The following is a 26,515-nucleotide window of genomic DNA, read 5'->3' as shown; positions in this document are numbered from 1 at the left end:
TATATAAAACAGAATAAATGCCGGTTCTCGTTATCAAAAAACGAGAACCGGTGCTGTCTGTCTTACAAAATAATGAAAGGCATATGAGAGAAAATAATCAGGAAAAGCCGCCTGCCTTTCCAGCCATATAGTTGATGAACTGCTGGGCGGTGCGTCCGGAGATGCCTCCGTGGCTCAGCTCCCATTTATTGGCTTCCGCGCACAGTTCCTCGTCGCTGACGGTGATGGAAGGATAACGCTTCCGCAGTTCTTTGACGATAGCAAAGTATTCTTTCTGAGACGGTTTCCCATAATAAATTGTCACGCCGAAACGTGCCACCAGGGATAATTTCTCCTGCATGGTATCGGACCGGTGCATGCCGTTCTCAGATTCCATATCGTTCCGGTCAGACCAGCTCTCTTTGATCAGATGACGGCGGTTGGAGGTGGCATAGATCAGCACATTGTCCGGTTTCGTCTCCATACCGCCTTCGATGACGGCTTTCAGATATTTGTATTCGATCTCAAAATCTTCAAAAGAAAGGTCGTCCATATAGATGATGAAGCGGTAATTCCGGTTTTTGACCTGGGCGATAATGGAAGACAGATCCTGGAACTGGTGTTTGTAAATCTCGATCATGCGCAGCCCCTGGTCGTAGTATTCGTTGAGCAGGGCTTTGATGCTGGTGGATTTTCCGGTTCCGGCGTCTCCGCACAGAAGCACGTTGTTGCAGGGCAGACCCTGAATGAAAGCTTCCGTATTTTCGATCAGCTTTTTCTTCTGAATCTCATATCCGATCAGATCTTTTAAAAGAACCCGGTCCGTATTGTTGATGGGCAGAAATTCCACGCCGTTTTCCAGATGGCGGATACGGAACGCCCGGTTCAGGCCGAACATGCCGACTCCGTAAGCTGCGTAGAAGTCGGTGACAATCCGGAAAATCTCTTCTTCGTCCGCGGCCTGTTCGATCTGTTCGCTGACTGCCTGTACCTTCTCGCTGACATTTTTATTATACATCCGCTCCTTTTTCTGGATGGAATGATAATGACAGACGGTGGTGAAACAGTCGATGCCGAGTGCCTCCTCGATAGGACCGAAATCAAAATCGAAAAGCTTTTTGAAAATCGCAAAGTCACTTTTTGCAAAATGATTTACAGTACCGTCGTTTGCGCCCACTTTCTCGCTGGTCATACTGAAAGAATTTTCGTTGGTCAGCAGGATGAAAGTCAGATAATTGTGCCAGAGATTTTTATCAAACCCGTACTGAGTAGCCAGATCCAGGAGAGCTTTCATCTGCGCGTAGATCCGCGTGGTCAGTTCGGCTTTGGATGCCCGGTTCAGGTCAAAATCTTCGAAGATCCCGGCAAGTTTCAATAGGATGCTGTCTTCGCCCAGATCCCGGTACAGAATCAGTTTTGCAGTTTCTTTGTACATCTCACATGCCTCTTTTCTTTGGAACTATTTTGTCAGGATGAAATAAGCCAGTACCAGAACACCCAATACAATTCGGTAGTAACCGAAGGACTTAAAGTCGTTTTTCTTGATGTACCCCATCAGGAACTTGATCGCCAGGATGGAGACGATGAAGGCGGATATCATTCCTGTGGCCAGGATCGCCAGTTCCATGGAGGTGAAAGAAAAACCGAATTTGACCAGTTTCAGAAGGCTGGCTCCGAACATAACCGGGATTGCCAGGAAGAAACTGAATTCAGCGGCAATATAGCGGGAGGTCCCTAAAAGCATGGCTCCCAGGATCGTAGCGCCGGAACGGGAAGTGCCGGGAATCAGCGCCAGTACCTGAAAAACGCCGATGAACAGCGCCATGGACCAGCTCAGTTCCGCAAATGAATTTACGCGGGGACGGCGTTTTTTATTGTAATTTTCTACGACGATGAACAGGACGCCGTACAGGATCAATGTGACTGCTACGGTCTGATAATTGTAAAAGACAGCGTCGATCTGATCGTCAAAGGGAAGGCCGATGATGGCGGCCGGCAATACGGCTGCCAGTACCTTGAACCAGAGCATCCATGTGTCTTTTTTTACCCAGCCATTTTGGGGAGAGCAGAAAGGCCACAGCTTTTTGAAATACAGAACAACGACGGCCAGGATCGCTCCCAGCTGGATCACTACGCGGAACATTTCCATGAAATCCTGGCTGACATTCATGTGAATAAACTCTTCCACCAGGATCATATGCCCGGTACTGGAGATGGGAAGCCATTCTGTGATTCCCTCAACAATACCGAGAAGCAGTGCTTTTAAAATCTCTAACATTGACTATACTCCTTTTATACAAATCTTTTTTGTTATTGTACTCATCATGACCTGAAAAGTCAATGCGGGCCGAAAGAACGTATTAACAAAAACGACAAATTATGCTATGATTAACCCAAAAATATGCGAATTTATGGGAAATTAAGGGAGAATGTGATGAAACAGCAGGTGATCGACAAATTTCTGGATATTTATGGAGGCCCGGAACAGGGCATAAAAGTATATTTCGCGCCGGGAAGAGTAAATCTGATCGGCGAACATACAGATTATAACGGAGGACATGTGTTTCCATGTGCGATTACCATCGGGACATACGCTGCGGCGAGAAAGAGGCCGGACGGTATGTTTCGTTTTTATTCCCTTAATTATCCGGAAGCAGGGGTGCTGGAAGTGCCGATGGAAAAACTGGAATACCGGCAGGAAGACGGATGGGCCAATTATTCCAAAGGCGTGATCGACACATTTCGAAAGAAGAATTATCCGGTTCGGCGAGGGCTGGATCTTTTCTACTATGGAGAGATCCCCAAAGGACTGGGGCTGGGTTCCTCTGCTTCTCTGGAAGTGGTGACCGGTCTGATTCTCCGGGATATGATGGAATATACAGATGTGAGTATGGTGGATGTCAGCCTGTTCGCTCAGCTCACGGAAAATGAGTATATCGGAAACCGGTGCGGAATCATGGACCCTTTTACCAGCGCCATGGGAAAGAAGGGCAATGCGCTGCTGCTGGATACCAGTGATCTTTCTTATATATATGTGCCGCTGAAGTTGTCTCATGAGCGGATCATCATTACCAACAGCCGGAAAGAACGGGTGGATGTGGAAGCGGAATACGAGAAACGCAGAGCAGAATGTGAGACCGCCCTTCGGGAACTGCAGCAGGTCATCTCGATCCGGAGCCTGGGAGAATTGACTGCGGAAGTGTTTGAAAATGTGCAGGAGATGATAAAAGATCCTGTGCGCATCCGCAGAGCGCGGCATGCGGTGACGGAGAACCAGAGAACGATCCAGGCGGCGGAAGCCCTGGAAAAAGGGGACATCAGGGAATTCGGGCAGCTGATGAACGCTTCGCATCTGTCTTTGAAAGAGGATTACGAAGTCTCCTGCAAAGAACTGGATATTTTGGTGGAGGAAGCCTGGAATATCGACGGCGTGCTGGGCTCCCGCATGATGGGCGCCGGTTTCGGCGGCTGTACGGTCAGCATTGTGGAAGAGAACGCGGTCAATGAGTTTATCACTAAGGTGGGGGAAAATTACAAAGAAAGGACAGGACTTACGCCGGAATTTTATGTGGTGGTGACCGGAAACGGAGCAAGTGTATTATAGAAAATATCAGGGTATGCAGACCGGAGGGTCTGCATACCCTGTGTTTTACTCCTGCGCGTCCGGACGGGGGCGGCTGTAGCAATGAAAACTGCTTTTCCGTATCTCATCTGTTACCAGCGCGTTTCGTCCCGGCGTTTTTAAGTTACATAAAGTAATATAACTTCCGCCCGGAGCCATTTCCAGGATGGTCTTCCGGACACTTGCCCTCAGTTCTTCTTCCGAGGTACTTGCCGCATCCAGATACTGTGTATCGAATGCTCCGATCATGCACATCTTATGACCGATTTCCTTCTTTAATACTGCCGGCTGATTGGATCTGTGTACCAGGTTGGTTGCTGCGCATCTCATGTCCGCAATTTCACCTAAAATAGGGGCAAAATACCCGCAGCAGTGGTGCTCGTAAATAACGCCATGAGAAGTCACCATATCGATAATGCGCTGCAGATGGGGCTTGATCAGTGCCCGCCAGGTTTCCGGGGACATGAACATTCCTTTTCCGTGTCCGTAATCATCATGCATACAGAGAATATCCGGCTGATAATAGCGGATGATATATTCGTACAGACGTATTTTATGATCCGCGATGGCACCGAAAAAGTCATAGCAGGCCTCCGGTTCTTCTACCAGGGCACAGAGTGCTTCCTGGAATTCCATGACGCTGAACATCCTTTCCCAGGGACCGAACAAGTCGTTGATCCGGGTCAGATGTTTTTCCCGGTCCCAGGAGGCGGTGTCTCTGGAGGAATACCCTTCCCAGTCCAGTTTTGACAGATCCGGAAAAGTCATATATTCTTTCCAGAGCGTGATATCGGGGACCAGATGAACCCCGGGGGTCGGATTTGCCGCGCCGATATTCGGTTCATAAGTCCAGCTTTGGCCGAACCAGTCGTTGGCTGTGCCGGGGACGCAGCTGGATTCGCAGACAAAATCCATGCCTCTGGGCGTACAGGTCTGGATATCCTGAATCATAGGAAGAAATTCTGGCTCCTGATGGCGCAGCGCCAGCAGGGAATTTTCGCGATAAGTCAAATCAGCCATTTTGCTTCCTCCTCGCAAGATTATTTTTCATCATAGAGACGGTCATAGACCTGCCGACTGTAGCGGTACATCTCATTCTCCAGATTGACGGGACCTTTATTCGGCCGCTCGTCGCGGATTCGATAGGCGCATCTGCCCTTTTTGCCTCTGGTATCAATCATATGATGGAGATATTCCACCGCTTCCTCATCGGAAGACAGATCGGTCGGGATCCGGAACTGACCGAGCTGCACCAGCTGGTCGCCGTATTTTTCTATGATTTCGTCTTTGTCGGTAACTCCTTCCTGGCCTTCCCAGCCGTCGAAACCGGCTTTGATGAAGTTTGGTATCTGCATGCGCACGTTGCCGCAGGAATGCAGGGATATAAACATGCCTTCGTCATGGGCTGCCTTCGTCAGCTTCTGATACTGAGGAATAAATAATTCTTCATAGATATCGGGAGAGAAGAACGGCGCTTTTTGCGATCCCATATCGTCGTGGAATAAGATCATATCCGCATGATAATATTTGCGGGCTATCTTCACAAGGTCAATATACCAGTCGATCAGCCGGTCATAGAAGGCAGTAAGCGCTTCCGGCTCTTCCAGAAGATAGCAGAACGTATCTTCAAAGCTGGTCAGGTCGGCGGTCCTTTCAAATATGCCGTTATAGATGACAAAATATGTAAACCGGTCATTGGGAAGCATATGGTACAGTTCTTTAGAGTCTTTCTCCCAGTCCAGATCCATCAGATCGGGGAAGACCAGTTCCTTTTCCCAGTTGGTAATATCAGAAAGCCGTCTGGTTCCGGGACGCACCATGGCAGCCTTGGTCAAAGGCTCGTATTCCCATTCTACGCCGAACCAATCGACGCCGCCAAAGGCCCTGGCGGAAGCATCGGGCATCATGTCCGGGCAGACAAGATTCATATCCCGGTTCATATTAGGGAGCCACATAGGACGCTCCCCTCTCATGACCCGCATCATATTTTCCCTGGGGGTGATCGGAGTATTTAATTTGGGCTGTTCCAGACTCGCCGGTCCGTAACTTCCCGGAATTTTATAGGTGCCGATCCGTTCCATCTCTTTTTCTGAAAATTTGTCGTATAACATCGTGAATTTCTCTCCTTTCGCAGACTACTTTATCCAAAAAGAACCAGTGTCGTAATGGCAGCGGCGATACCTCCGCAGACAACAGGTATCAGGTTCCTCTTTACACAAGTCAGAATATTTACATTTGTTGCAGAAGCGATATACAAAGATGCGCCGGCTACAGGTGTGACAGCGGATCCGAGAGCCAGTCCGATCAGGGCAAGGTGCAGGAAAGGCAGCGTTTCCAGCCCTGCAGAAGCGATCACAGAAGTCATGACCGGCACAATCAGGCTGACGTTGCCGTTGTAGACTCCGGTAACGCCCATAACGAAGATGCCAAGCAGCGTAATGACAAGAACTGCGATGACAGTCCCGCTCTCAAAGGAAGTCAGGCCGTTGACGATGAGCTTCATACCGCCGATAGAATTCAGGGCAGACGCAAACAGCGTTCCGAATACCAGCAGGATGCCGGGCCCTTTAAAATAATCGCCCATTCCATTGAATACCACCGATACATCGTTAAAGCACTGCTTGAAGTTGCGCTGGCAGATCGTATGGATAATTACAGCGATTACAAGGCAGAAATAGCAGGCAGCCACGACGCTGATAACGATGCTTCCGACGACCAGTTCGCTGAAGATCAGAATGGTAATCAAAGGAAGCAGGGGGAGTACCGCGTAAAAATACGGGACGCCGATGTCCTTAATCGATTTTGATTCCAGATTTTCTGTGGAAAGCTCCGCATGTTCCCTTTTGTCAAAATATTTAGAAACAGGGATAAAGATCACAAGCGCCACGATAAGAGTAACCAGCATTACAGGGATCTGCGTCTGGACAAACCATTCGGAGACAGATACGTCTTCTATGCCGGCCAAGGATAAAGCCGTGTACAGACTGGCGTCCGAAGGTCCCCATACAGTCAGATAAGACATGAGGACGGCGGAAGCGCTGGTTGCTTTTGAACAGCCGACTTTCAGCAGCACCGGATAGAGTGTGGCGATCATCAGAGCGGCGACGCTGATACCGCTGGGGATCACGATCTTTATTATATTGCCCACAAGAATCATCATGGCTGCCAGCAGATATGGTTTTTTGATTTTCTTCAGCGGGGACGCCACCATGGTTGCGAACATGTCGGAAGCCTTAATATGGTTCATGTACACGATATATCCATAGATGGACATGATGATCAGTACATTTCCGCCCATGGTCCCGGACGCACTGGACCGGATCATCTCAAAAACGTCAAAGAAAGCGCTTCCGCAGGTATTTTCGCCCATAACGCTTCCTCCGGCGATGGTCAGTCCCGCATAAGCGACCAAAGAAAGTGTAAGCAGGACTACGGTTGTGTTGTATTTCTTGACAATACTGAAGATCAGAAGTCCAAGCAATACAACGGTTGCAATTATCTGGATCATAGAATATCCCTCCTCCTGTTTGATAGTTCTATTGTAACCTTGAATGGGGACACGATCTATTCTTCGCCCGGTTGAAAAAACAGAATGCAAATTTGTGCATATGGTGCATGAAAAGATTAGGCGGTAGTATTCGCTATGTGGATATGGTACAATTTTTGTGACAGCTTCCTCCTGAGCAGCTGCCAATTTCTAAGAATGATTTCGCAAAAAGAGAAGAGGATAGACAGATGAAAAAAGAAGACGACCGCCTGTATCTTAGTATGCAGATATTAACGGATTATATGGATGACCAGTTTTCGGATTATTATTTTTACCGGGGAAATGATCCCATGATCCTGGAAGACGTGCGCGTATATTATGGTCAGGCCGAGATCTCGGAAAGATTTGTTTACATTGTCAAGCCGTCCTATGTCCAGAAAGCGATGGAGAATAACTGCAACATGATATTGATAGGAAAGATGGAACTTCCGGAATTTTTGCCCCAGTATCATAAATCAGTGATTCACATTCCCAAAAATGAACGGATAGAGTACATCCTGGAACTCATTCAAAATATTTTTCACAAATTCCGCAGCTGGGAAATGGATCTGATCCGTATTCTGGCAGAGAGCGGAGACCTGGCGGCAATGTGTAAATGCAGTCAGGATATATTCCAGAATCCGGTCTATGTACTGGACCATAACAATAATGCCATTGTCCGGACAACTTATGTGGTTGGGATGATGACTATGAAACCGGACCCCAATACCGGAAGTCTGATCCTTCCCGCTGAGCGCAGGAATCTTCTGTACCATTCAGAAGAATTCCTGCAGACCTATAAGACAAGGACAGCCCAGTATTGGACTCCTTCCTGGAATAAACACAGAGATATCTATGTGAATGTGTTTGACGAGTACCAGAGATACCTGGGACGTATTCTGATCAATGAGCTCCAGTCTTCTTTTAAACCGAGCCAGCTGAGACTGCTGGAGTATTTTGGCGGGTTTGTCGCGAAAGGCTTCCAGAATTACCGGATAAATGCAAAAGGCTGGGAGTTCCCTCTTCAGAAACTATTGGAAAAATTGCTGCTGGACGAGAATGCGGATGAGGAAGTGCTTCTGGAGAGCCTGAACCGTCTGGGATGGAGGCAGAAAGACAGCTATCTGACTGCGAAAGCAGTACTTCCGTCGGATGATGAAGCTTATGCCTACAGTATCTGTCTGGATATTATGGAAGATGGTCAGGATGTGGCGGCATTTTCCCAGGGGAAGGAGCTGTATGTGGTCTTTCATCTGCCGGAGTCGGAGATGAATCCGGATTCGTATTATGCATTTCTTCATGAAATCGGACTGAAAGCGGGGATTCATTTCGGAGCCAGTAGTCTCTTCTTCCAGATACTGAGGATAAGAGAATATCAGGAGCAGGCTTCCATAGCGCTGGAATATGGAACATTACAGGAGAACGAGAGATATTGTCACCCGTACCATACGATTGCCCTCACTTATTTCCTGAAAAATGCCATCGGCGGCCTGAAACCGCATATTGCCTGCTCGGCGGCGCTTCGCATCCTGCGAAAGACAGACCGTGAGAAAGGGAGCGATTATTATAATACTCTGAAAGAGTATATTCATGCGAACTGCCAGCCGATCCAGGCGGCAAAATCGTTGTATCTTCATCGGGGGACGCTGACCTACCGGCTGAATAAGATCCACAGCCTGACCGGCCTGGACCTGAACGACAGAGATACGATACTGTATCTGGATCTGTCATTCAGGATCGAGGACCTTTATCAGGATGAAAATCTGCTGCCATAGCATTAATACACAGGCCAGAAGAAAGGTACGAAAAGGACGCAGGCCAGAAATCCGATGAGTATCAGCGGCATCCCCTGGATGAACCAGTCCTGGAAGCGGATATCTCCCTCTTCCGAAAGCATGGGAAAAGTGGGAGTGGCTATAGGCAGCGCGAAGCTGCAGCTGGAAGCGATCATGGCGGTTATCATCACCGACTTCAGGCTAACGTCTAAGCTGGAGGCAAGTACCAGCACCAGGGGAAGGACTACGCCGAAAGTACCGGAGTTGTTTAAAAACTGTGTGATAAAGGCTACTATAAGAAAAACGGCCGCGATCAGCACTCGTTCAGGGATGCCGTCCTGGAATAAGCGGGATGCGTACTGCGACAAAGTCTGATCGATGCCGGTACTGCCAAAAGCAGTGCCGAGAGACTGTATTCCCATGATAAACATCAGAATATCCCAGCGGATAGAGCGGATGATCTGTTCCGTATTCAATACATGGAAAGCTCCCAGGATCAGTATAACGGCGAGGCTGGTCACGACTGTGTCCGGAATGCCTTTCTGCCCGTCCAGAGCGATCAGGATTATAAATGCGCAGAACAGGATAACGGTCAGGACCTGTTTATATTTTGTCTGTTTCTGAGCGGAAGGCGGCGCTAATCTGCATGCTTTGGATTCTCTGCGGTCCGGCAGGAACCGGCTCCCGATAAAACAATAATAGAGAATCATGAGAAGTCCGGCAGGAACTGTAATGACAGAGATCTCAAAAATCCCGATTGTGTCTCCGGGCACGGCATTTTCATAGGCAGCGCGTCCCACCATATTTAACGGAGTGCCCATCAGAGTCATGGTGCCTCCAATGGTTGCCGCATATCCGATAGCCATCATGGACTTTGTTTTGCTGACTTTCAGGTTTGTGCCTAAGGCAAGAATCAAAGACATCATGGCCACCTGAACGCCCATGCTGGATAGTACGCTGGACAGACCGGCGCTGATGAGGCAGATGACGAATAAAATCAGGGATTCATGATGGATCTTTTTAAGTTTTTTCTGCATCCACGTTCCCAGCAGATCAGATAATCCGGCTTGAAAGAAAGCCTCGCTGAGAACAAAGGCGCCTGCAAATACAAACATGGAATCGCCGGTAAGTCCTTGCAGAGCCTCCGTGGGAGTGGAAATACCCGTAAAAATCAGGATGCAAGGAATCAAAAGCCCAATCCATCCCAAAGAGGCTTTTTGTGTCAATAAAAGTATAATCATAAGCAGAATGATCCCTGCAACAACCGCCTGATGCATATTTCCCCCTCCAAATTCACTTATATATTCTTTTTCGCTACTATAACATTGGACAATATGAACGTCTATTGTGCCGCAGGTCAAAAATATATATAAGAATTTTCCCCATTTGGACAAAACTGCTTTCTTAAAAAGTCTTAATTCTGCGATGCGGGTATCGTCATATAACCGGGAACATGTTACACTGATACCGGGTGATGGAAATGGAAAAACAAAAAATATTAATTGCGGATGATGAACCGGAAATTCGGGAAGTACTTCGTATGATGCTGGAGAGCGAAGGTTACGATATCGTAGAAGCGTGCAACGCTCAGGAGGCGGTGGACAGGACAGAAGGCGCCGATCTGGTGATCCTGGATATTCTGATGCCCGGTGAATCAGGAATACAGGCTTGTACAAAGATCCGGGAGAAGTCTAATGTTCCGATCCTCTTCCTGACAGCCAAATCCGGAGAGCACGACAAGGTTCTTGGGTTCTCCGCGGGAGGGGACGATTATCTGGTGAAGCCGTTTTCCTATATGGAACTTTTGTCCAGGGTAAAAGCGCTGATTCGCCGTTACCGGGTGTACCAGAAGTCGGAGGATAAGGCTGAGAAAATGATCTTTTACCGGGATCTGACGATTGATACAGAACTTCAGTCGGTGACAGATAACGGGAAAAGGATTTCCCTGACAGAGATGGAGTATCAGATTCTTCTTCTTCTGGTTTCTAATCCCCGGAAGATTTTTTCGGTAAAAGAGATTTATGAACAGGTCTGGAAAGAGGATTTTTTCCCAAGTTCCGGAAATACGGTAATGGTGCATATCAGAAATATCCGGAGAAAGCTGGAAAAGGAAGGAGAGCCATACATTCAGAATGTGTGGGGACGGGGATACTGTGTCAATTAAAAAGAAAATGAGCGGAAAGCATAAACTGGCTCTGGAACTGCTGCTGGCGACAGTGCTTTCTCTGTTGATCGGGGTGTTGGCTGCAAACGGAGTGGCCAGCCTGGCTTATGATTATCTCAATCGAAAACTGACACGGGAAGGATATTATGAGCGCCGGGTGGAAGAAAGTCTGCAAAGTCTTCAGAGATTTATTGACCAGAATCAGGTTACGGAAGAAAATGTAGAACTGCTTTATATATGGGTGCAGAAGCAGCGAGACATTTATGCCGTGTTTTATAAGGATGTAGATTCTCTGTTCAGCCCTTATCAGGAACAAGAACAGGAAGAAATTACATATTATGATGTTGAACTGGCAGATGGGACTCCGATTAAAGCCGAATTGGAATGCTATATGGGCATGAAATACTATTACGGCGTGGACGCGGCTTCGATAGTTGTCGGTATCAGCTGCTTTGTAGTTCTGCTGCTGCTTTTGATCCACCGAAAAATTCGATATATCAACCGCCTGGAAAACGAATTGAAGATTTTAGGCGGGGGGAATATGGAGTATCCGATTTCGATACAGGGAAATGACGAATTGACCAGTCTGGCACTGGGAATCGAAGCCATGAAGAATGAGATACTGGAAAGGCAGCGCCTGAAGGCAGAAGCGGAAAAGGCGAATACAGAGCTGGTGACTGCCATGTCTCATGATCTCAGGACGCCTCTGACTTCTTTGATCGGATATCTGGAGCTTCTGAATCTTCACAGATATGACGACGAGACTCAATTGGAGAACTATCTGAAGCACTGCAGAGAAAAGGCGTTTCAGATGAAAAAGATGTCCGACCGTCTGTTTGAATATTTCCTGGTATATGGAAAGGAAGAGCAGCCGTATCAGTTCCGGAATGTGACATGTGAAAATCTTCTGGAAGATCTTTGCAACAGCCAGTTCTTTGAATGGCAGGAAGCGGGCGGGAGCCTGGACTGTCAGGTGGAAGAACTGGGGGGAAGCGTAAAGATTGATACAGAATATATGCAGAGAGTTACGGACAATCTGGTGTCCAATTTAAAAAAATATGGCGATTTAAATTATCCGCTTACGATTCGTGCGTTTGAGCGGCAGGATATGCTGCATATCCTGCTCACGAACCATGTTCGTGAGCAAAAGAACGTGGTAGAGAGCACTCAGATCGGACTGAAGACATGCAGAAAGATCATTGAAAATTGTGAAGGGAAGTTTGACTGGGAACGGAACGATCAGGAATTTACGGTCCACATGGAACTGCCCCTTCAATCAGCGAATAGCGAAAGCTGATAATGATGCCGCCCGGATCGGCGAACCTTCTGGTTTGCCGATCCGGGCGGCATGGCTTATTTGTCTCGATTTCTTTTGCCATCGAAGATACGCCGGGAAGGAATGGAATTGAACTTCCAAAAGAAAATATTGAACTTCTGAAAAATATATTGAACTCCCAGCGCGCGTGTGATATACTCCTTCTATGAAAAATTGAACTTTTGGAAAGGGAAGGAGACATAAGGATTGAAAGAGACATTCGCGGATCGTCTGAAGCAGGCGATGGACCGTCGGGGGCTGAAACAGGTGGACTTGATCCGGTTTGCTTCCGAGCAGGATGTAAAACTGGGCAAAAGTCATATGAGTCAATATGTGAGCGGAAAGACCGTTCCCCGGGCAGAACTGCTTCATTTCCTGGCGGAAACTCTGCAGGTGGATGAAGACTGGCTTTCCGGAAAAGAACAGGAAGAAAAAGCGCCGGAATATGGCGCAGAGATATCGGCAGAACAAAATCTGCAGGAGACAGAGAAAACAGGAGGAACAAAAATGAGGGAGTTCAAAAAATCATCCAAGTTGAACAATGTTTTATATGATGTGAGAGGCCCTGTGGCGGATGAGGCCATGCGGATGGAAGAATCCGGAACTCAGGTACTGAAACTGAACATCGGGAATCCGGCTCCGTTCGGATTCCGTACCCCGGACGAAGTGATCTATGATATGCGCAGACAGCTGGTGGACTGCGAGGGTTATTCGGAGGCCAAAGGACTGTTTTCTGCCAGAAAAGCGATTATGCAGTACGCGCAGCTGAAAGGGCTTCCCAATGTGAGCATGGACAGTATTTATACCGGAAACGGGGTCAGCGAACTGATCAATCTGTGCATGTCCGCGCTGCTGGACGACGGAGACGAGATCCTGATTCCCGCGCCGGACTATCCGCTGTGGACGGCCTGCGCCACACTGGCAGGCGGGAAAGTCGTACATTATATCTGTGATGAGCAGGCGGACTGGTACCCGGATATCGACGATATCCGCAAAAAGGTCACCGACCGGACGAAAGCCATCGTTATTATCAACCCGAATAATCCTACCGGAGCGCTGTATCCCAGGGAGATTCTCCAACAGATCGTGGATATCGCCAGGGAGCATCAGCTTATGATTTTTTCCGATGAGATTTACGACCGTCTGGTCATGGACGGGGAGAAGCACATCTCTATCGCTTCCATGGCTCCGGATCTGTTCTGCGTGACATTCAGCGGCCTCTCCAAGTCTCACATGATCGCCGGTTTCCGGGTGGGTTGGATGATCCTGAGCGGAAATAAGGAGATGGCGAAAGATTACATTGAAGGACTGAATATGCTCTCCAATATGCGCCTTTGCTCCAACGTGCCGGCACAGTCCATCGTGCAGACCGCGCTGGGAGGACATCAGAGCGTCAACGATTATATTGTCCCGGGCGGACGCATCTATGAGCAGCGGGAATATATCTATAAAGCGCTGTGCGATATTCCCGGCATCAGTGTGGTGAAACCGAAGGCTGCATTTTATATTTTCCCGAAGCTGGATGTAAAGAAGTTCAATATAAAGGATGACGAGAAGTTTGCTTTGGATCTGCTGAAACAGAAGAAGATCCTGATCACTCAGGGAAGCGGATTCAACTGGGGGCAGCCGGATCATTTCCGGATCGTGTACCTGCCCCGGATCGAGGTGCTGAAGGATGCGGTAGGCAAGATCGGCGATTTCCTGAGTTATTACAGACAGTAGGGAGAGAAGAGCATGCTCGCAGATTATCACGTGCACACCGCGTTCAGCGACGACTCGGTCTATCCTTTGGAAGAGGTCATACGGGACGCTATTCGGATGGGGATGGATGAGAACTCTTTACGGGGAGCAGATCACTATCCGGACCGGGATGGAGTTCGGGATGCAGATGCATACGATCTCCAGATATGAGACACTGTTTCACAGGTATCCTTTTGATTTTATCATACTGTCGGTGCATCAGGTAGAGGATCTGGAATTCTGGACGCAGGATTTTCAGAGAGGCCGGACGCAGCAGGAATATAATGAGCGGTATTATAAAGAACTGTTGGATCTGGTACAGAATTATAAGGATTACAGCGTTCTGGGGCATCTGGATCTGATCATCCGGTACGACGAGGCAGGGGTGTACCCGTTCGAAAAAGTACGTCCTCTTATAGAAGAAATTCTGAAAACGGTGATTGCGGACAGCAAAGGGATCGAGGTCAATACCTCGTCCCGCCGTTACGGGCTCGCCGACATGACCCCGTCAAAGGCGATTCTGGAATTGTACCGCGAACTGGGAGGAGAGATCCTTACGATAGGAAGCGACAGCCACAAACCGGAACATCTGGGAATGGATATACCGGAGACCAGAAATCTGCTGAAAGATCTGGGGTTTCGGGAATTCTGCACGTTTGAACGGATGAGGCCGATTTTTCATGAGCTCTGACGACGGCGTCAGAGCTCTATGACTGTAAAAAACAATTATCTCAGCCGCGCGTACATTTTCATATCCAGAATCTTTCCGTTTTTTACGGCGTTGTTTCTAAGGAGCCCTTCAAACTGGAACCCTGCTTTTTCAAGTACCCGGCAGGAAGCAGCGTTGTAAGAAAAAGGCTCTGCAAAAATCCGCAGGATATCTGTCCGTGCGAAAATATCGCCGCATGCCTGTTTCACGGCATGGGTGGCGATCCCGTGTCCCCAGAAGTTTTCTCCAATATAATATCCGATTTCGGCAGTTCGGAAATGGATTTTTGGTTGTTTAAAAGCTCTGCCAGCGCTGCGGCGTCTTCGGGACGCCACTGACGGATTGTACAGTTCATATTGCCTCCTATGGTATAATTCGCGTTTCACGCTCATTATACCATGTCCGCTGCGCCGGCATGGAGCCTCCGGCGGATGCGCCCGGCTTTCTGCGGCAAGCGCAGAAACCGGTATGCGCGATGGTATAATTCGCGTTTCACGCTCATTATACCATATCCAAGTTGCTCCTGACAGCCGCTTGTTGTGACGGTGGATTTGTGCTAAGATGAAACAAAATCGTGAAAACACGGTGATAGGAGGCGGTGCAGGATGGATTACATGGATGAATATGAATTTGGCCGGCCCTATATGGTGGGTGATGAATATATTTTATGGAAGGGAAAACCGGAGAAAGGAGCCCTTTTCACCGGCAGAGAGATCATTATGCTTCCCTTTGCCCTGATCTGGCTGGCATTTTCTGTTTTCTGGGAACTGACCGCCATATTTTCCGGCGCGCCGTTATTTTTCTGCCTGTGGGGAATACCGTTTATAGGGATAGGTATCTATTTGTTAATCGGAAGATTTTTTCATATGGCGTATTTGAGAAAAAGAACTTTTTATATTATCACCAATAAGAAGATCATGATAAAAAGAGGAAACCGGATCGAGATGCATGACGGGAAGAGTCTTCCGCCTATGGACATCCGGATACATAAAAACGGGAACGGTACGATCACATTCTGCGACAATGTTTATATGAGCGGCAGGAGAAGATACGGCGCTTACTTTGCGCTGGAGAATCTTGCGGACGTCGTCGCGGCGCAGAATGCGGTCAGTATGATGGAAAAATAAGGAAGGAGATATCCAACATGCATAATTTGTACACGATTACATTCAGCCCGACAGGGACCAGCCAGCTGGCTGCCGACAGAATCGCAGAGGCGTTTGAAACCAAACCGGTATCAGTAGATCTGTGCCAGGAGGTATCCGGTGAAATACAGATCGAACCGGACAGCGTCTGTATCCTTTCAGCGCCCTGCTATGGGGGCAGGATTCCTGAAACGGCTGTGGAACGCCTTTCGCATATCCGGGGAAACGGGGCTGCCGCCATTGTCTGTGTGACTTATGGAAACCGCGCCTATGAGGATGCGCTGCTGGAACTGGCGGACTGCGCAAAGACCGCCGGCTGCCGGGTGATTGCCGGCTGCGCGGCGGTCGGAGAGCATAATATCATGCACATTTATGGGACGGGGCGTCCGGACGCCTCAGACCTGGATGAACTCCATCAGTTTGCCGTTCAGGCCGCCCGAAAGATAGAGGCCGGTCTGGCAGAGGAACCGGTATTGCCGGGAAATCGTCCCTATAAGGAGAGGCATGTGTCCACAATGAAGATCCTGACAGATGAAAACACATGCAAAAGCTGCGGACTATGCGCGGCCAAATGTCCCGTAAGAGCGATCTCGGACGACGGACGCCATGTGGATGAAACTCTCTGTATAGGCTGCATGCGGTGCATCAAAATCTGTCCTGAAAAATGCAGGAAGATACCGGAAGAACTGGTATCCGGGCTGATACAGAGAGTGGGAAAAGCCTGTGAAGGCAGGAAGGCGAACGAATTCTACCTGTAAAGGGATTATCCGAACAGATCCTGGGCCTTCTCCATCTTTTCCGCTACACGGACCCCGAAGGGACATCGTTCTTCACAGCCCCCGCAGGCGATACAGTCTTTGGCATTGGCCGGAAGCGCCTCGTAATGCGCTTTGATGGAAGCCGGGACCTGTTCCTGCATCGCCGCAAGGTCATAGAGCTTGTTGACCATGGCGATATCGATGCCGGCGGGACAGGGGGCGCAGTGTCCGCAGTAGGTGCACTGACCGGAATATGCGTGGCGCGGCGCCTTTGCCAGTACGTTGGCATAGTCTTTTTCTTCTTCGGATGCAGTCTCGTATGCCACGGCGTCCATCACGTGTTCCGGCGTGTCATAGCCCGCCAGTATGCTGGCGACTGCAGGCCGGGTCAGGGCGTAATGGATGCACTGGACCGGAGTCAGGGCGACTCCGAACGGAGAGGAAGCCGCAGAGAACAGGCGCCCTCCTGCGTAGCCTTTCATCACGTTGATCCCTACTCCCAGCCGCTCGCAGGTCTGATAGAGATCGGCCCGGTCCGGGTGGATGCCGCCCAGGTTCTCATCGTAATCCTCTGCAAAATAGGTATTCATATCCTCGCTGGCAGGCAGCAGGTCGAATGCGGGATTGATGCTGAAAAGAAGCATTTCGATTTCCCCGCTCATAGCCGCCAGCTTTCCTACTTTGGGATTGTGCGTGCTCATGCCGATATGGCGGATCACGCCTTTTTCTTTCTGCTCTTTCACATATGCCAGAAATTCCCCTTCCATGATCTGGTGAAATTCTGCTTCTTCGTCCACAAAGTGGATCATCCCAAGATCGATGTAATCTGTGCCAAGGCGGGTCAGCAGATCTTCAAAAGCCACCCGGACCTTGTCCATCTCCCGGGTGCGGACATATTGCCCGTCCTGCCATGTGGAGCCAAAATGACCCTGAATGATCCATTTTTCCCGTTTCCCCGCGATCGCTTTTCCGATGTTGGAGCGCACGTTCGGCTCCGCCATCCAGCAGTCCAGAATGTTGATCCCCTGCTCTTCGCAGCAGTCAATCACGGCTTTCACTTCTTCTGCGTTGTGGCGTTCCAGCCACTCCGCGCCGAGACCGATCTCGCTGACCTTCAAGCCGGTTTTTCCCAAATCTCTGTACCTCATATTTCCAACTCCTTTCTGTTCTTAAAGCATAGCATAAAATGGTATGCTTCACAATCAGGAGCTTTATAACGGGCTTTCTGCAAGCGTAAACCGTTGATCGCCGGTCAGATCCAGATTATATTCGAAAACTTTAAGCAATTTGGTGATATGTCAAGAGGTGATTAAAAAAAGATTTCAATGAAAACAAAGAAAAAAGGGTACGCGAAATAGACCTGCGGAGAAACCGCAAGAAAAAACAGTCGATATACGATTACCTACTCTTTGCCGGAGAGTAGAGTTGATTCTTGTCCAGCAGACCAAAAATCAGACGTATTAATTTACGGGCGGTCAACGCGAGTGCACGCTTGTGCTGATGTTTGGGAACTTCAGCAAACTTTTTGTTGTAGTAATCTTCATATTCCGGGCAGTATCTGACAACACTGCCTGCAGCCTGGATCAGATAGTATCTCAGGTAACGGTTCCCTGCTTTCATCATGGGAGTGTCCTCGGAATCAAACTCACCGGACTGGTTGTCTCTCCAGATGATGCCGCTGTACTTTGCAAGGGCATTGTTGCTGTTAAAGCAGCGTACAGAGCCTATTTCAGCAAGGATTCCGGCGGCATATACAGGCCCGATCCCCGGAACGGATTTCAGGATCTGATATTCCGTAGGGTTCAAGCCCGCAACAGTTGCAGCGATGGCTTTATCAAGCGCTTTCTGCTCTTTTTCAAAAGCCCGTATGCAGTTAAAGGAACAGGCAATGGATGTAGTGATAGGTTCATATAGAGCCTTATCCAGCCGGTAAGAGTTACGGGCAGTTTTTTGAAGCAGACTGGCGACCTGGTCGGGGTCAGAGAACCTGCCATGACCGGAAGCGGAGATAAAGTCAATCAGCTCTTCTAACGGGGCATTGGCAATATCTTCGGTGGTTTTGAACTCCGTAAGGATTGCCTCGGCAGTGGCGCTGAACTTGTTAGAAACAGGGCTGTCTTCACCGCTGAGGAGAGCAAACTCACTGAACTTGAGAAAAATGTTGTTCAGGACATAGTTTTTCTCCCTGGCAATGGCTTCGCTGATATGCCTGCGCTGCCTTGTGAGACGCTGCAGGGCGAGATACTGGGAGCCGCGCCAGGGGTCGGTCTCAATTCGTCCGGCACGGACGTAATCAGCAACGAGAAAGGAATCGATCCCGTCATTTTTCCCCAAGCCGGTAAAGGATTTCCGGTAATTCGCAATCGTTTTCGGATTGAGGCAGAAAACCTTAACATCATAGGGTTTGAGCTGGTCGCTGGTGGAAAGATAATTGGTCACATGGACACCATGCTGTTTGATTCTACCGGAACAAAGAAAATAGCTGCGCTGGCAGGGTATGTGGTAGAAGGACTTGAGCAGGGAAGAATTCTTGTAATAGATGAACTTGACAGCAGTATCCATTTTAAACTGACTAGGGCAATTGTGGCGATGTTTAACAATGAACTGAATATAAACGCGCAGATGATATTTACCATCCATGATATTAATCTTATGGATTGCAAAAAACTGTTTCGTAAGGAGCAGATTTGGTTTGTGCACAAAGATAAAGACGGGGTATATGTGTACTCACTGGCGGATTTTACTGCCCAGCAGGGCGTTCGTGACACAACAGATATTATAGAAAAGTATAGAAAAGGAGCACTGAGCGCTCTTCCGGATCCCGAATTGCTGAATTCCCTTTTAAGCATTAAAGGGGATGGGAAGGGAGGAGCTGCGGATGGAGAATAGACTTCTTGTTTTCTCTGATAAGCAAAAAATATGTGTCATCTGTGAGGGGAATGAAGAATATGCATATCTGGATAGCAGCAGTTGTGGAGCAGGCTTTGGCTGCATGGTTTGAGGGGAAGGAGACTGCAGTTGTTTAATACAGAAGATTTGAAGTGCCTTGATCCCGAGTATGGCTGAAACCATTCATCATATGGAGTTTACACCTAATAATCTTACCGTAAGAACCTTTATACATACATTTCTGATAAATGAAACAAGGATGGTAGGAGAGAACAGTATACTTAAAAATGGGCAGGGGTATACGAAGAATATCCCTATATCTACGATTACGTCTTTGATTTATCTTGCAACTGGGAATACTTTTTTGAAAGATGGATTTACACCGGAAACAAAGGGAACCGTATTGCGAGGAAAAAGAGCCGCAGCGAGACGGTTCAAATATATGATATCTCATGAAGAGAACCGACAGACTATTATTTTGGAAAATGAAATTCCTAATATTGATTATTCCGGAGTACATATGATTCACTCCACTAAAAAAGAAGGCGATGAAATGTATGGTCCGATAAAAGGATACAGAGATTAAATGAATATTTTTTGATATAGAGTCATCCAGAAATGGATGGCTCTATTTTTAGTGTGCCCGGCGGGCACACGTTCTAACGGGTGAAAGTCCCTGACCCGCCCGGCAGTGGGAAGGGTGCAGCCAATGTGTATGCAATCAGCATGGATTTGCAGGCCTATTTTGACACAGTGAACCACAGCAAACTGATAGAGGTGCTGCCGAGAACGATCAAAGATGGGAGGGTAATCTCGCTGATACACAGATATCTGAATGCCGGGGTAATGGAAGACGGAGGATTCCATGCTCTGCAGCTTCGTCAGCAACTGGCAAAATTTTCTGTAAAGAAATACCAGGCTATACAGAATGCAGTATGTGCTGATGGCAGAGCTAGAGGCATGTTCCAGTTTTATGGAGCAAACAGATCTGGCAGATGGGCGGGGCGTATCACTCAGCTGCAGAATCTTCCGCAGAATCATATGGAAGATCTGGAACAGGCCAGAGGTCTTGTCAGAAACGGAGATTATGAAGCCCTTTCTATGTTATATGATTCGGTTCCCAATGTGTTGTCGGAACTGATCAGAACTGCTTTTGTTGCCAGAGAGGGTAATAAGTTTGCGGTGGCAGATTTTTCGGCAATTGAGGCACGTGTACTGTCTTGGCTTGCAGGAGAGAAATGGAGAACAGAAGTATTTGTAAACAACGGTGATATTTACTGCGCATCAGCATCGGCTATGTTTGGAGTACCGGTGGAAAAGCATGGACAGAATTCGCATTTAAGACAGAAGGGCAAGATTGCGGAACTGGCTCTTGGATATGGCGGCTCTGTTGGTGCACTAAAATCTATGGGTGCTATTGAAATGGGATTATCAGAAGAGGAACTGCAGCCACTTGTGGATTCCTGGAGAGCGGCGAATCCGAATATTGTGAAATTCTGGTGGGATGTTGACCGTGCAGTCAAGACTGCAGTGAAACAGAAGAAACAGGCAGATGTAAATGGTATCAGATTTTTTGCCAGAGTGGGATGCTTTTTATTCAGCTTCCATCTGGAAGAAGGCTTGCGTATGTGAAACCGAGAATGGGACTAAACAGATTTGAGTCTGAGTCGGTAACCTATGAGGGAGTTGGCGGTACCAAGAAATGGGAACGTATTGAAAACTATGGTTCGAAGTTCGTGGAGAATATCGTTCAGACAATTTCAAGGGATATCCTTTGTTATGCTATGAAGACATTATCCCATTGCATGATTTGTGCTCATGTACATGATGAACTAATTATTGAGTGCCGGGAGGATGTTTCACTTGATGCAATCTGTGAGCAGATGGGAAGAACACCGCCATGGGCTGAAGGGCTAATCCTTAGAGCAGATGGGTATTGTACACATTTTTACAAAAAGGAATAGTTATCCCAAAATGGATAGATGGAAATGATGTGGGATAAAACTTGACAAAACATCGGAAAACACATACAATATTGTATATCCCAAAATGAAAATAGATAGGAATGATGGAATATGACATATGAATATGTGCCGAAACTTATTCGGGCAGCACTTAATAATGATAGGAAGAATATTGAGTCGATAGCTTTAATGCTAGGAAGAAAACTAAAAAAGGAAGATCCTGATACATCAGCAGAAATTATGCGTATTCTTGCTTGTACCAATTCAGGAACCGATGTTATGAGAAGTATGGATCTTTCACCAGTACCTGTTGATAGAGAAACAAGGAATCGTTTAGTAAATTTGGAAGAACCTGTGTTTGTAGAAAATCCAATTCTTGTGGAAGCGGAAATGGAGGAATTGAACCAATTTATTCAAGAAAGAAGCTTACTGAATAAATTCTTGGAAGAGGATATTGTTCCTCCAAATAGTATTTTACTTCATGGAAAACCTGGTGTTGGTAAGACATATATATCCAAATGGTTATCGTACAAATTGAATATGCCAATAGTAACCTTGGATTTGGCAAACTCTATATCCAGTTACCTTGGAAGAAGTGGTCAAAATATAAAGAGCATATTTCAGTATGCTAAAGAACAGAATGTAATATTGTTTTTGGATGAAATAGATGCAATTGCAAAAAGAAGAGATGACGCTACAGATTTAGGCGAGTTAAAGAGACTTGTAAATGTTTTGTTGAAAGAATTGGAATCCTGCCCTGTGACATGTATCGTGATTGGGGCAACAAATCATCCAGAACTTTTGGACAAAGCAATATGGAGAAGATTTGATAGAAACATCGAAATATCCCTTCCGGAGAAAGAACAGCGAATGATGTTGATTCAACGTGGAATGGGAAAGAGGTACGAAGAAATCGATAATGGAATTATTCAGATTATCGTAGATGGGACAGAACAAATGTCGGCTGCCGATCTGTGCAAAATGTGTGAGCATATTAAAAGAAGAATCATTATTAATCCTGAATACACAATAACTTCTTGTGTACTAAGAGAATATTGTGAATTTGTAGGGGTGCGAACTAAGGAACAGAAGGTTACGATATGTAAAGCATTAAAGAATAACTGCAAAAAGATATCTGTGAAAAAGATATCTGAATTGACTGGAATACCTACATCGTCAGTTGATAGATATTTAAAGGAGTGATTTTATGGGAATTAATGGAAAACATCCAATAATTGCAAATGGGCAATATTATATCGAACCCTTGACAAAAAGAAATGGAGGAGGCTCGCCAACTTTTCCGCATGAATATGGGGAAGCTAAGGTTAGGTTATGTTCAGATATAAGCAGAATACAGGATTCTATTAGAGATAGTGAAGAAGTGTTTCTGGATGAAAAGATTGTTTGTATTCGTCTAGAACCTAAATATGAGGCAAAATCATATACGCCTAGTTCTCTTGTTGCTGAATCAGGTATGAAATTAGTAGGAGGAAGAAAATATTCTTTAAATTCTGAAGATAGTTCCAAGGCAAAAATGTATTTTGTACGCACGAATGATAGTGAACTGGCCGAATTAAAAAGTAAATTCGAAACAGGGAAAAAAGATCATGTTAAAAAATGGAAAGATCAAGTATGTACAATAAAAAGTATTGATCTGTTAAGACCTGAAGAAAAAACATTGGGATTTTCAGATTCATGGGAAGAGGGCATTGTTGAAGTAGTAATTCATCCTTTAGGAGAAGATTGCGGTAAGGTAGTTGATGGATTTTTTGATGTTGTTAAGATAAAGAAATCGGACGCCGTAGTTAGAACTTATGATGATGGATTAACGTTTGTTTGTATGTATATGGATAGAGAATCTATGGCATTAGCTCAAAAGTATAATCCGTTAAGAAGTATTAAGCCGATGAGGGATGATTGGGAGGAGCAAATCCGAGTGTGTTCAATGGTTGCGCCAGCGCCTAAACTCCCAGATACCATTATGAAATCGAGTATTAAGGTTGGTGTTTTTGATGGCGGTGTGCAGAGTGGAACAAAATTACTGGACCCATATGTAGATAACTATGATATGGTGAGAGCTGAACCAACAGAAGCAAGTCTGGATCATGGAGCTAATGTTTGTGGAGCTGTATTATATGGTACGGGGTTGGCAGGAAAAATGGAAACGGATACAGTGGATAATCCTGTGGTTTCGGTTGAATCATTTAGAGTGTTTCCCGCTGCAAAATCTGATAATCCAGAAGCGGATTATCAGATGTATACAACGATTGACATTATTGAAAAAGTGGTGACTGAAAGACCAGATATTAGAGTATATAATTTATCGTTTGGTCCCAAGGGAGCAATAATTGATGATGAGATTAATAGGTTTACCTATGTATGCGATCGATTGACATATGCTGTTGATGATGGAGAGATAAATCCACTATTTTGTATTGCTGCTGGAAATGATGGTACTTTAGAAAGCCCATTTAACAGAGTTCAATCTCCGGCAGATATGGTAAATGGATTGGCTGTAGGGGCATATACGTTATCTCCACTTAATGATAAATATAGAGCACCATATAGTTGTGTCGGACCGGGAAGAGAAGGTGCCAAGATCAAACCAGATATACTTGAATTTGGAGGTTATACTGATAGACCTTTTATTTCTACTAAATCAGGCAATCTAATTATGGGAACTGCGGGAACAAGCCTGGCAGCTCCAGTAGTGGCTGGTAAGATAGGACGTCTAATGGCCGCATCGGATCAGATTGTTCCCCACTTAGGAAGGGCTTTATTGATTCATTCAGCAGAATCGCAAGGGCTGGAAGGAACTGTTGAGAACGGTTTTGGATTTTGCTCGGATGGTGTAGAAGATATACTAAACTGTTCGGACAATAAGGTCACAATATTATATGAGGGAGAAATCACTTCTTCAGCAACAGTTAAGCTGCCAATATTTGCACCTGGGATTAGTGAAATTCATGGAAATGCTGATATTAAGTGGACAATTTGTACAGTTGTAAATCCAAACATAAATGATCCTGATGCGTATACAAATAACTGTATAGAAGACACATTTTATCCAAACGATATGAGATTTCCTTTTAGAAAGGGTACAACAGAGAAAAAGTTGAATCTTCTGAAAGATGCGGATATTGTTGTAGCTCGAGAATTAATAAAAGAAGGATATATTAAGTCAGAATTACCTGTTTCCAAGCCGGCAAAAAAGCATTTTGCAGAAGCTGATTTACGAAATAGTGATTTTAAATGGGATACTATCATTCGCAAAGATGTAAGAATGAGATGCAGTTCATTGTTGAATCCATTTATTTCTTTGCATGCAATCGGCCGAGATGAATATGAACATGAAAAAATAAAATATTTCGTTGTGATAACGATTGATATTCCAAATTTTAAGGGTAGTCTTTATGATCAGATTTTGCAAACTTATGATAATCTTCTACCAATTCAGATTCAGAATGTAAACCGTATTATGACACAAATAAATTAAGTAGGTGTGATAGTTCTATGAAAAATGGGACTGTCACACTTTTTTGTTGTAATTGGGGATTTTACATATATCAATTGTAAGCGTCAAATAGGTTCTTTCCAGATTTAGTTGATTTGATGAAAATATTCGTTTATGAGTAGTTTTGCTTTCAATAAAGCAAAACTATTCCGTCCATACATAATTCGTTTCGTAAGTTTGATTTTATTTACACTGCCTTCAGCCAGGCCGTTGTTGTATGGGTAGATAATCGCATTTTTTACAGCTCTCAGGTCGTTTCGCAGGCCGTTGATATACCGGTCCAGTTCATCTATCTTCAGCTCCGCTGCCGTTTCCATCCAGGAATCCAGTTCCTCACTTTTTCTGGAAAATACAATACGGTAGAATTCTTTTAGCAGTGTATATAACTGGCCGAGTACAGGATACTTTTGAATCGCTGCCTCATATTGTTCCGCCGTGATCCCTTTCACACTCTCCAGTTCATGGTAGATCAGCTGACACATGGTCTTGCGGGGAATGTACTCAACAGGGACAGTCTCATTTGGGGAAATATTTTTCTGGTGTGTTCGTTCCTTCTGCATAAAGACTCTCAGGGAGGCAACCGTGCCTGTATATCCTTTCCGAGCGATATGTTCATGGATCCTGGCATAAGTCAGCCCTTTGGACCGCAGTTCGATGATCTCCTTCTCATATGGTGCCAGCTTTCCCGGCCGCCTTCTGTCATAGTGCCCATTTATGAGCGGACAGTCCTCTTTCAGGTATGTTTTGACAGTCCGTTTTGCGTGGCCGGTGATCCGGCTGATCTCATCAATCGAATGTCCTTCTGAATGAAGCCTGCGGACTTCATCGATTTTCGCCTGCTTTTTCAGAATCTGCTCCTGATGCTGCCGCTCACGGGTGTTTTCTTTCTTTTCCGGGATCTTATTGATTATTTCGCGTCAAGGGATCCGGGTCTGAGCTTTGCTCAGACCCACTGATTTTTCTCTCAGACCCAGCAATACGCTTTTGGGATCCACCGGTGTGTTTTTTACATTTTATGCTTGGCACAGTATTCCCTCATATTGGTGCTGCCGGTCTCAATCCAGAAGGCTGTGTATGCGTAACGGTCTACAATCGCTTCTGCCCGTACTCCTTCGCCCAGACGTTTCACCCAGTCATCCTTGCGGTATTGCGTACAGAAGATGGTAGAGGTTGTATCAGAGCGCCTTTCCATAAGCTCAAACAGGAAGTGGAGTTCCGCATCCGATATGTCAGACACAAGCCACTCATCCAGTATCAGGAGAGGTATCCGGCTGTAGCGTTCAAGCAGCTTCCTTTGGTTCCCCGAAACTACGGTGGAGTCCCCATACTCCATTAGCAGATCAGGCAGCCTGACATACCGTACCCTGACATGGTTCAGGCAGGCTTCTTTTCCCAGGGCACAGGCCAGGTAGGTC

General features: G+C 46.5%; 24 protein-coding genes and 2 pseudogenes. 14 read left to right on the top strand and 12 right to left on the bottom strand.

The window, feature by feature from the left end:
- Window positions 1–97: 97 nt before the first annotated feature.
- Together B5F29_RS11925 and B5F29_RS11920 are read right to left on the bottom strand one after the other, a co-directional pair.
- The gene (locus tag B5F29_RS11925; RefSeq protein WP_087154858.1) at window positions 98–1,414 is read right to left on the bottom strand and encodes an ATP-binding protein; all 1,317 of its coding nucleotides are present in this window, start codon (window positions 1,412–1,414) and stop codon (window positions 98–100) included.
- Between the two features lie 24 nt (window positions 1,415–1,438).
- Window positions 1,439–2,257, bottom strand: coding sequence for an undecaprenyl-diphosphate phosphatase (locus B5F29_RS11920; protein ID WP_087154857.1), 819 nt, complete (start codon window positions 2,255–2,257; stop codon window positions 1,439–1,441).
- 156 nt (window positions 2,258–2,413) lie between these two features.
- On the opposite strand from B5F29_RS11920, the gene B5F29_RS11915 reads away from it, so the two are divergent.
- Window positions 2,414–3,583, top strand: coding sequence for a galactokinase (locus B5F29_RS11915; RefSeq protein WP_087154856.1), 1,170 nt, complete (start codon window positions 2,414–2,416; stop codon window positions 3,581–3,583).
- A 45-nt stretch (window positions 3,584–3,628) separates the two neighbouring features.
- On the opposite strand, the gene B5F29_RS11910 is transcribed toward B5F29_RS11915, so the two are convergent.
- The 3 genes from B5F29_RS11910 to dcuC are packed head-to-tail and all read right to left on the bottom strand — an operon-like array spanning window position 3,629 to window position 7,109.
- The gene (locus tag B5F29_RS11910) at window positions 3,629–4,621 is read right to left on the bottom strand and encodes a uroporphyrinogen decarboxylase family protein (RefSeq protein WP_087154855.1); all 993 of its coding nucleotides are present in this window, start codon (window positions 4,619–4,621) and stop codon (window positions 3,629–3,631) included.
- Between the two features lie 20 nt (window positions 4,622–4,641).
- Window positions 4,642–5,712, bottom strand: a complete 1,071-nt coding sequence (locus B5F29_RS11905; protein WP_087154854.1) for a uroporphyrinogen decarboxylase family protein — start codon at window positions 5,710–5,712, stop codon at window positions 4,642–4,644.
- A gap of 29 nt (window positions 5,713–5,741) precedes the next feature.
- Entirely contained in the window at window positions 5,742–7,109 is a 1,368-nt protein-coding gene (gene dcuC, locus B5F29_RS11900; RefSeq protein ID WP_087154853.1) for a C4-dicarboxylate transporter DcuC, read from the bottom strand.
- Between the two features lie 227 nt (window positions 7,110–7,336).
- Between dcuC and B5F29_RS11895 the strand changes: the two genes are divergently transcribed.
- Complete coding sequence (locus B5F29_RS11895; RefSeq protein ID WP_087154852.1) at window positions 7,337–8,902, top strand: PucR family transcriptional regulator; 1,566 nt, start codon at window positions 7,337–7,339, stop codon at window positions 8,900–8,902.
- A 2-nt stretch (window positions 8,903–8,904) separates the two neighbouring features.
- On the opposite strand, the gene B5F29_RS11890 is transcribed toward B5F29_RS11895, so the two are convergent.
- A complete protein-coding gene (locus B5F29_RS11890; RefSeq protein ID WP_087154851.1) occupies window positions 8,905–10,179 on the bottom strand; it encodes an SLC13 family permease in 1,275 nt (424 codons plus the stop codon).
- Window positions 10,180–10,382: 203 nt separating this feature from the next.
- Here B5F29_RS11890 and B5F29_RS11885 point away from each other — a divergent pair, with 203 nt between their 5' ends.
- From B5F29_RS11885 to B5F29_RS11870, 5 genes are all read left to right on the top strand, one after another.
- Complete coding sequence (locus B5F29_RS11885; protein ID WP_087154850.1) at window positions 10,383–11,066, top strand: response regulator transcription factor; 684 nt, start codon at window positions 10,383–10,385, stop codon at window positions 11,064–11,066.
- A complete protein-coding gene (locus B5F29_RS11880) occupies window positions 11,056–12,363 on the top strand; it encodes a HAMP domain-containing sensor histidine kinase (protein WP_162608419.1) in 1,308 nt (435 codons plus the stop codon). Before B5F29_RS11885 ends, B5F29_RS11880 begins: the two co-directional genes overlap by 11 nt.
- Window positions 12,364–12,624: 261 nt before the next feature.
- Window positions 12,625–14,103: an aminotransferase class I/II-fold pyridoxal phosphate-dependent enzyme gene (locus B5F29_RS11875; RefSeq protein ID WP_087154958.1), complete on the top strand. Its 1,479-nt coding sequence runs from the start codon at window positions 12,625–12,627 to the stop codon at window positions 14,101–14,103.
- Window positions 14,104–14,115: 12 nt separating this feature from the next.
- Window positions 14,116–14,292, top strand: a complete 177-nt coding sequence (locus tag B5F29_RS17080; RefSeq protein WP_330397607.1) for a PHP domain-containing protein — start codon at window positions 14,116–14,118, stop codon at window positions 14,290–14,292.
- Window positions 14,210–14,812, top strand: coding sequence for a histidinol-phosphatase HisJ family protein (locus B5F29_RS11870; protein ID WP_330397606.1), 603 nt, complete (start codon window positions 14,210–14,212; stop codon window positions 14,810–14,812). The genes B5F29_RS17080 and B5F29_RS11870 overlap by 83 nt, the downstream gene beginning before the upstream one ends.
- Before the next feature lie 35 nt (window positions 14,813–14,847).
- Here B5F29_RS11870 and B5F29_RS11865 read toward each other — a convergent pair whose 3' ends face one another.
- Window positions 14,848–15,222 carry a GNAT family N-acetyltransferase gene (locus B5F29_RS11865; protein ID WP_087154848.1) on the bottom strand — a complete coding sequence of 125 codons (375 nt, stop codon included), beginning with the start codon at window positions 15,220–15,222 and terminating at the stop codon, window positions 14,848–14,850.
- 213 nt (window positions 15,223–15,435) lie between these two features.
- Between B5F29_RS11865 and B5F29_RS11860 the strand changes: the two genes are divergently transcribed.
- Window positions 15,436–15,957 (top strand): hypothetical protein, encoded by a 522-nt coding sequence (locus tag B5F29_RS11860; RefSeq protein WP_087154847.1) that lies wholly within the window; start codon window positions 15,436–15,438, stop codon window positions 15,955–15,957.
- 17 nt (window positions 15,958–15,974) lie between these two features.
- Window positions 15,975–16,733 carry a 4Fe-4S binding protein gene (locus B5F29_RS11855; RefSeq protein ID WP_087154846.1) on the top strand — a complete coding sequence of 253 codons (759 nt, stop codon included), beginning with the start codon at window positions 15,975–15,977 and terminating at the stop codon, window positions 16,731–16,733.
- A 5-nt stretch (window positions 16,734–16,738) separates the two neighbouring features.
- Here the strand turns inward: B5F29_RS11855 and B5F29_RS11850 are convergent, their stop codons facing one another.
- Together B5F29_RS11850 and B5F29_RS11845 are read right to left on the bottom strand one after the other, a co-directional pair.
- A complete protein-coding gene (locus B5F29_RS11850; RefSeq protein ID WP_087154845.1) occupies window positions 16,739–17,881 on the bottom strand; it encodes an aldo/keto reductase in 1,143 nt (380 codons plus the stop codon).
- 250 nt (window positions 17,882–18,131) lie between these two features.
- Window positions 18,132–19,172: an IS110 family transposase gene (locus B5F29_RS11845; RefSeq protein ID WP_087154844.1), complete on the bottom strand. Its 1,041-nt coding sequence runs from the start codon at window positions 19,170–19,172 to the stop codon at window positions 18,132–18,134.
- Here B5F29_RS11845 and B5F29_RS16460 point away from each other — a divergent pair, their 5' ends adjacent.
- The 5 genes and pseudogenes from B5F29_RS16460 (at window position 19,173) to B5F29_RS11820 (ending at window position 25,082) form a co-directional block, all read left to right on the top strand.
- On the top strand, window positions 19,173–19,622 hold the full coding sequence (locus tag B5F29_RS16460; RefSeq protein ID WP_162608418.1) for an AAA family ATPase: 450 nt from the start codon (window positions 19,173–19,175) through the stop codon (window positions 19,620–19,622).
- Window positions 19,623–19,791: 169 nt separating this feature from the next.
- Window positions 19,792–20,208, top strand: a complete 417-nt coding sequence (locus B5F29_RS11835) for a hypothetical protein (protein ID WP_143449153.1) — start codon at window positions 19,792–19,794, stop codon at window positions 20,206–20,208.
- Between the two features lie 284 nt (window positions 20,209–20,492).
- Window positions 20,493–21,586: pseudogene (locus tag B5F29_RS17205) on the top strand (DNA polymerase); the annotation flags it as partial.
- Between the two features lie 111 nt (window positions 21,587–21,697).
- Window positions 21,698–22,789: an AAA family ATPase gene (locus B5F29_RS11825; protein ID WP_087154842.1), complete on the top strand. Its 1,092-nt coding sequence runs from the start codon at window positions 21,698–21,700 to the stop codon at window positions 22,787–22,789.
- 4 nt (window positions 22,790–22,793) lie between these two features.
- Entirely contained in the window at window positions 22,794–25,082 is a 2,289-nt protein-coding gene (locus B5F29_RS11820; RefSeq protein ID WP_087154841.1) for a S8 family peptidase, read from the top strand.
- Between the two features lie 104 nt (window positions 25,083–25,186).
- Here the strand turns inward: B5F29_RS11820 and B5F29_RS11815 are convergent, their stop codons facing one another.
- The 3 genes and pseudogenes from B5F29_RS11815 to B5F29_RS11805 all read right to left on the bottom strand — a co-directional run.
- On the bottom strand, window positions 25,187–25,660 hold the full coding sequence (locus B5F29_RS11815) for a transposase (RefSeq protein ID WP_087154840.1): 474 nt from the start codon (window positions 25,658–25,660) through the stop codon (window positions 25,187–25,189).
- A 180-nt stretch (window positions 25,661–25,840) separates the two neighbouring features.
- Window positions 25,841–25,930 (bottom strand): annotated as a pseudogene (locus tag B5F29_RS17200) (helix-turn-helix domain-containing protein); the annotation flags it as partial.
- A 176-nt stretch (window positions 25,931–26,106) separates the two neighbouring features.
- The coding region (locus B5F29_RS11805) for an ATP-binding protein (RefSeq protein ID WP_162608417.1) at window positions 26,107–26,515 on the bottom strand (409 nt) is incomplete at its 5' end.

Source organism: Lachnoclostridium sp. An196, assembly GCF_002160135.1.
GTDB lineage: Bacteria > Bacillota > Clostridia > Lachnospirales > Lachnospiraceae > Hominiventricola > Hominiventricola avistercoris.
This window is presented reverse-complemented; position numbering and strand designations above follow the sequence as displayed.

What these genes read in the sequence shown, in the direction of transcription:
- B5F29_RS11925 (WP_087154858.1), bottom strand. Translation starts at nt 1,414, where the DNA reads ATGTACAAAGAAACTGCAAAACTGATTCTGTACCGGGATCTGGGCGAA.
- B5F29_RS11920 (WP_087154857.1), bottom strand. Translation starts at nt 2,257, where the DNA reads ATGTTAGAGATTTTAAAAGCACTGCTTCTCGGTATTGTTGAGGGAATC.
- B5F29_RS11915 (WP_087154856.1), top strand. Translation starts at nt 2,414, where the DNA reads ATGAAACAGCAGGTGATCGACAAATTTCTGGATATTTATGGAGGCCCG.
- B5F29_RS11910 (WP_087154855.1), bottom strand. Translation starts at nt 4,621, where the DNA reads ATGGCTGATTTGACTTATCGCGAAAATTCCCTGCTGGCGCTGCGCCAT.
- B5F29_RS11905 (WP_087154854.1), bottom strand. Translation starts at nt 5,712, where the DNA reads ATGTTATACGACAAATTTTCAGAAAAAGAGATGGAACGGATCGGCACC.
- dcuC (WP_087154853.1), bottom strand. Translation starts at nt 7,109, where the DNA reads ATGATCCAGATAATTGCAACCGTTGTATTGCTTGGACTTCTGATCTTC.
- B5F29_RS11895 (WP_087154852.1), top strand. Translation starts at nt 7,337, where the DNA reads ATGAAAAAAGAAGACGACCGCCTGTATCTTAGTATGCAGATATTAACG.
- B5F29_RS11890 (WP_087154851.1), bottom strand. Translation starts at nt 10,179, where the DNA reads ATGCATCAGGCGGTTGTTGCAGGGATCATTCTGCTTATGATTATACTT.
- B5F29_RS11885 (WP_087154850.1), top strand. Translation starts at nt 10,383, where the DNA reads ATGGAAAAACAAAAAATATTAATTGCGGATGATGAACCGGAAATTCGG.
- B5F29_RS11875 (WP_087154958.1), top strand. Translation starts at nt 12,625, where the DNA reads ATGGACCGTCGGGGGCTGAAACAGGTGGACTTGATCCGGTTTGCTTCC.
- B5F29_RS17080 (WP_330397607.1), top strand. Translation starts at nt 14,116, where the DNA reads ATGCTCGCAGATTATCACGTGCACACCGCGTTCAGCGACGACTCGGTC.
- B5F29_RS11870 (WP_330397606.1), top strand. Translation starts at nt 14,210, where the DNA reads ATGAGAACTCTTTACGGGGAGCAGATCACTATCCGGACCGGGATGGAG.
- B5F29_RS11865 (WP_087154848.1), bottom strand. Translation starts at nt 15,222, where the DNA reads ATGAGCGTGAAACGCGAATTATACCATAGGAGGCAATATGAACTGTAC.
- B5F29_RS11860 (WP_087154847.1), top strand. Translation starts at nt 15,436, where the DNA reads ATGGATTACATGGATGAATATGAATTTGGCCGGCCCTATATGGTGGGT.
- B5F29_RS11855 (WP_087154846.1), top strand. Translation starts at nt 15,975, where the DNA reads ATGCATAATTTGTACACGATTACATTCAGCCCGACAGGGACCAGCCAG.
- B5F29_RS11850 (WP_087154845.1), bottom strand. Translation starts at nt 17,881, where the DNA reads ATGAGGTACAGAGATTTGGGAAAAACCGGCTTGAAGGTCAGCGAGATC.
- B5F29_RS16460 (WP_162608418.1), top strand. Translation starts at nt 19,173, where the DNA reads ATGGACACCATGCTGTTTGATTCTACCGGAACAAAGAAAATAGCTGCG.
- B5F29_RS11835 (WP_143449153.1), top strand. Translation starts at nt 19,792, where the DNA reads ATGGCTGAAACCATTCATCATATGGAGTTTACACCTAATAATCTTACC.
- B5F29_RS11825 (WP_087154842.1), top strand. Translation starts at nt 21,698, where the DNA reads ATGACATATGAATATGTGCCGAAACTTATTCGGGCAGCACTTAATAAT.
- B5F29_RS11820 (WP_087154841.1), top strand. Translation starts at nt 22,794, where the DNA reads ATGGGAATTAATGGAAAACATCCAATAATTGCAAATGGGCAATATTAT.
- B5F29_RS11815 (WP_087154840.1), bottom strand. Translation starts at nt 25,660, where the DNA reads ATGCAGAAGGAACGAACACACCAGAAAAATATTTCCCCAAATGAGACT.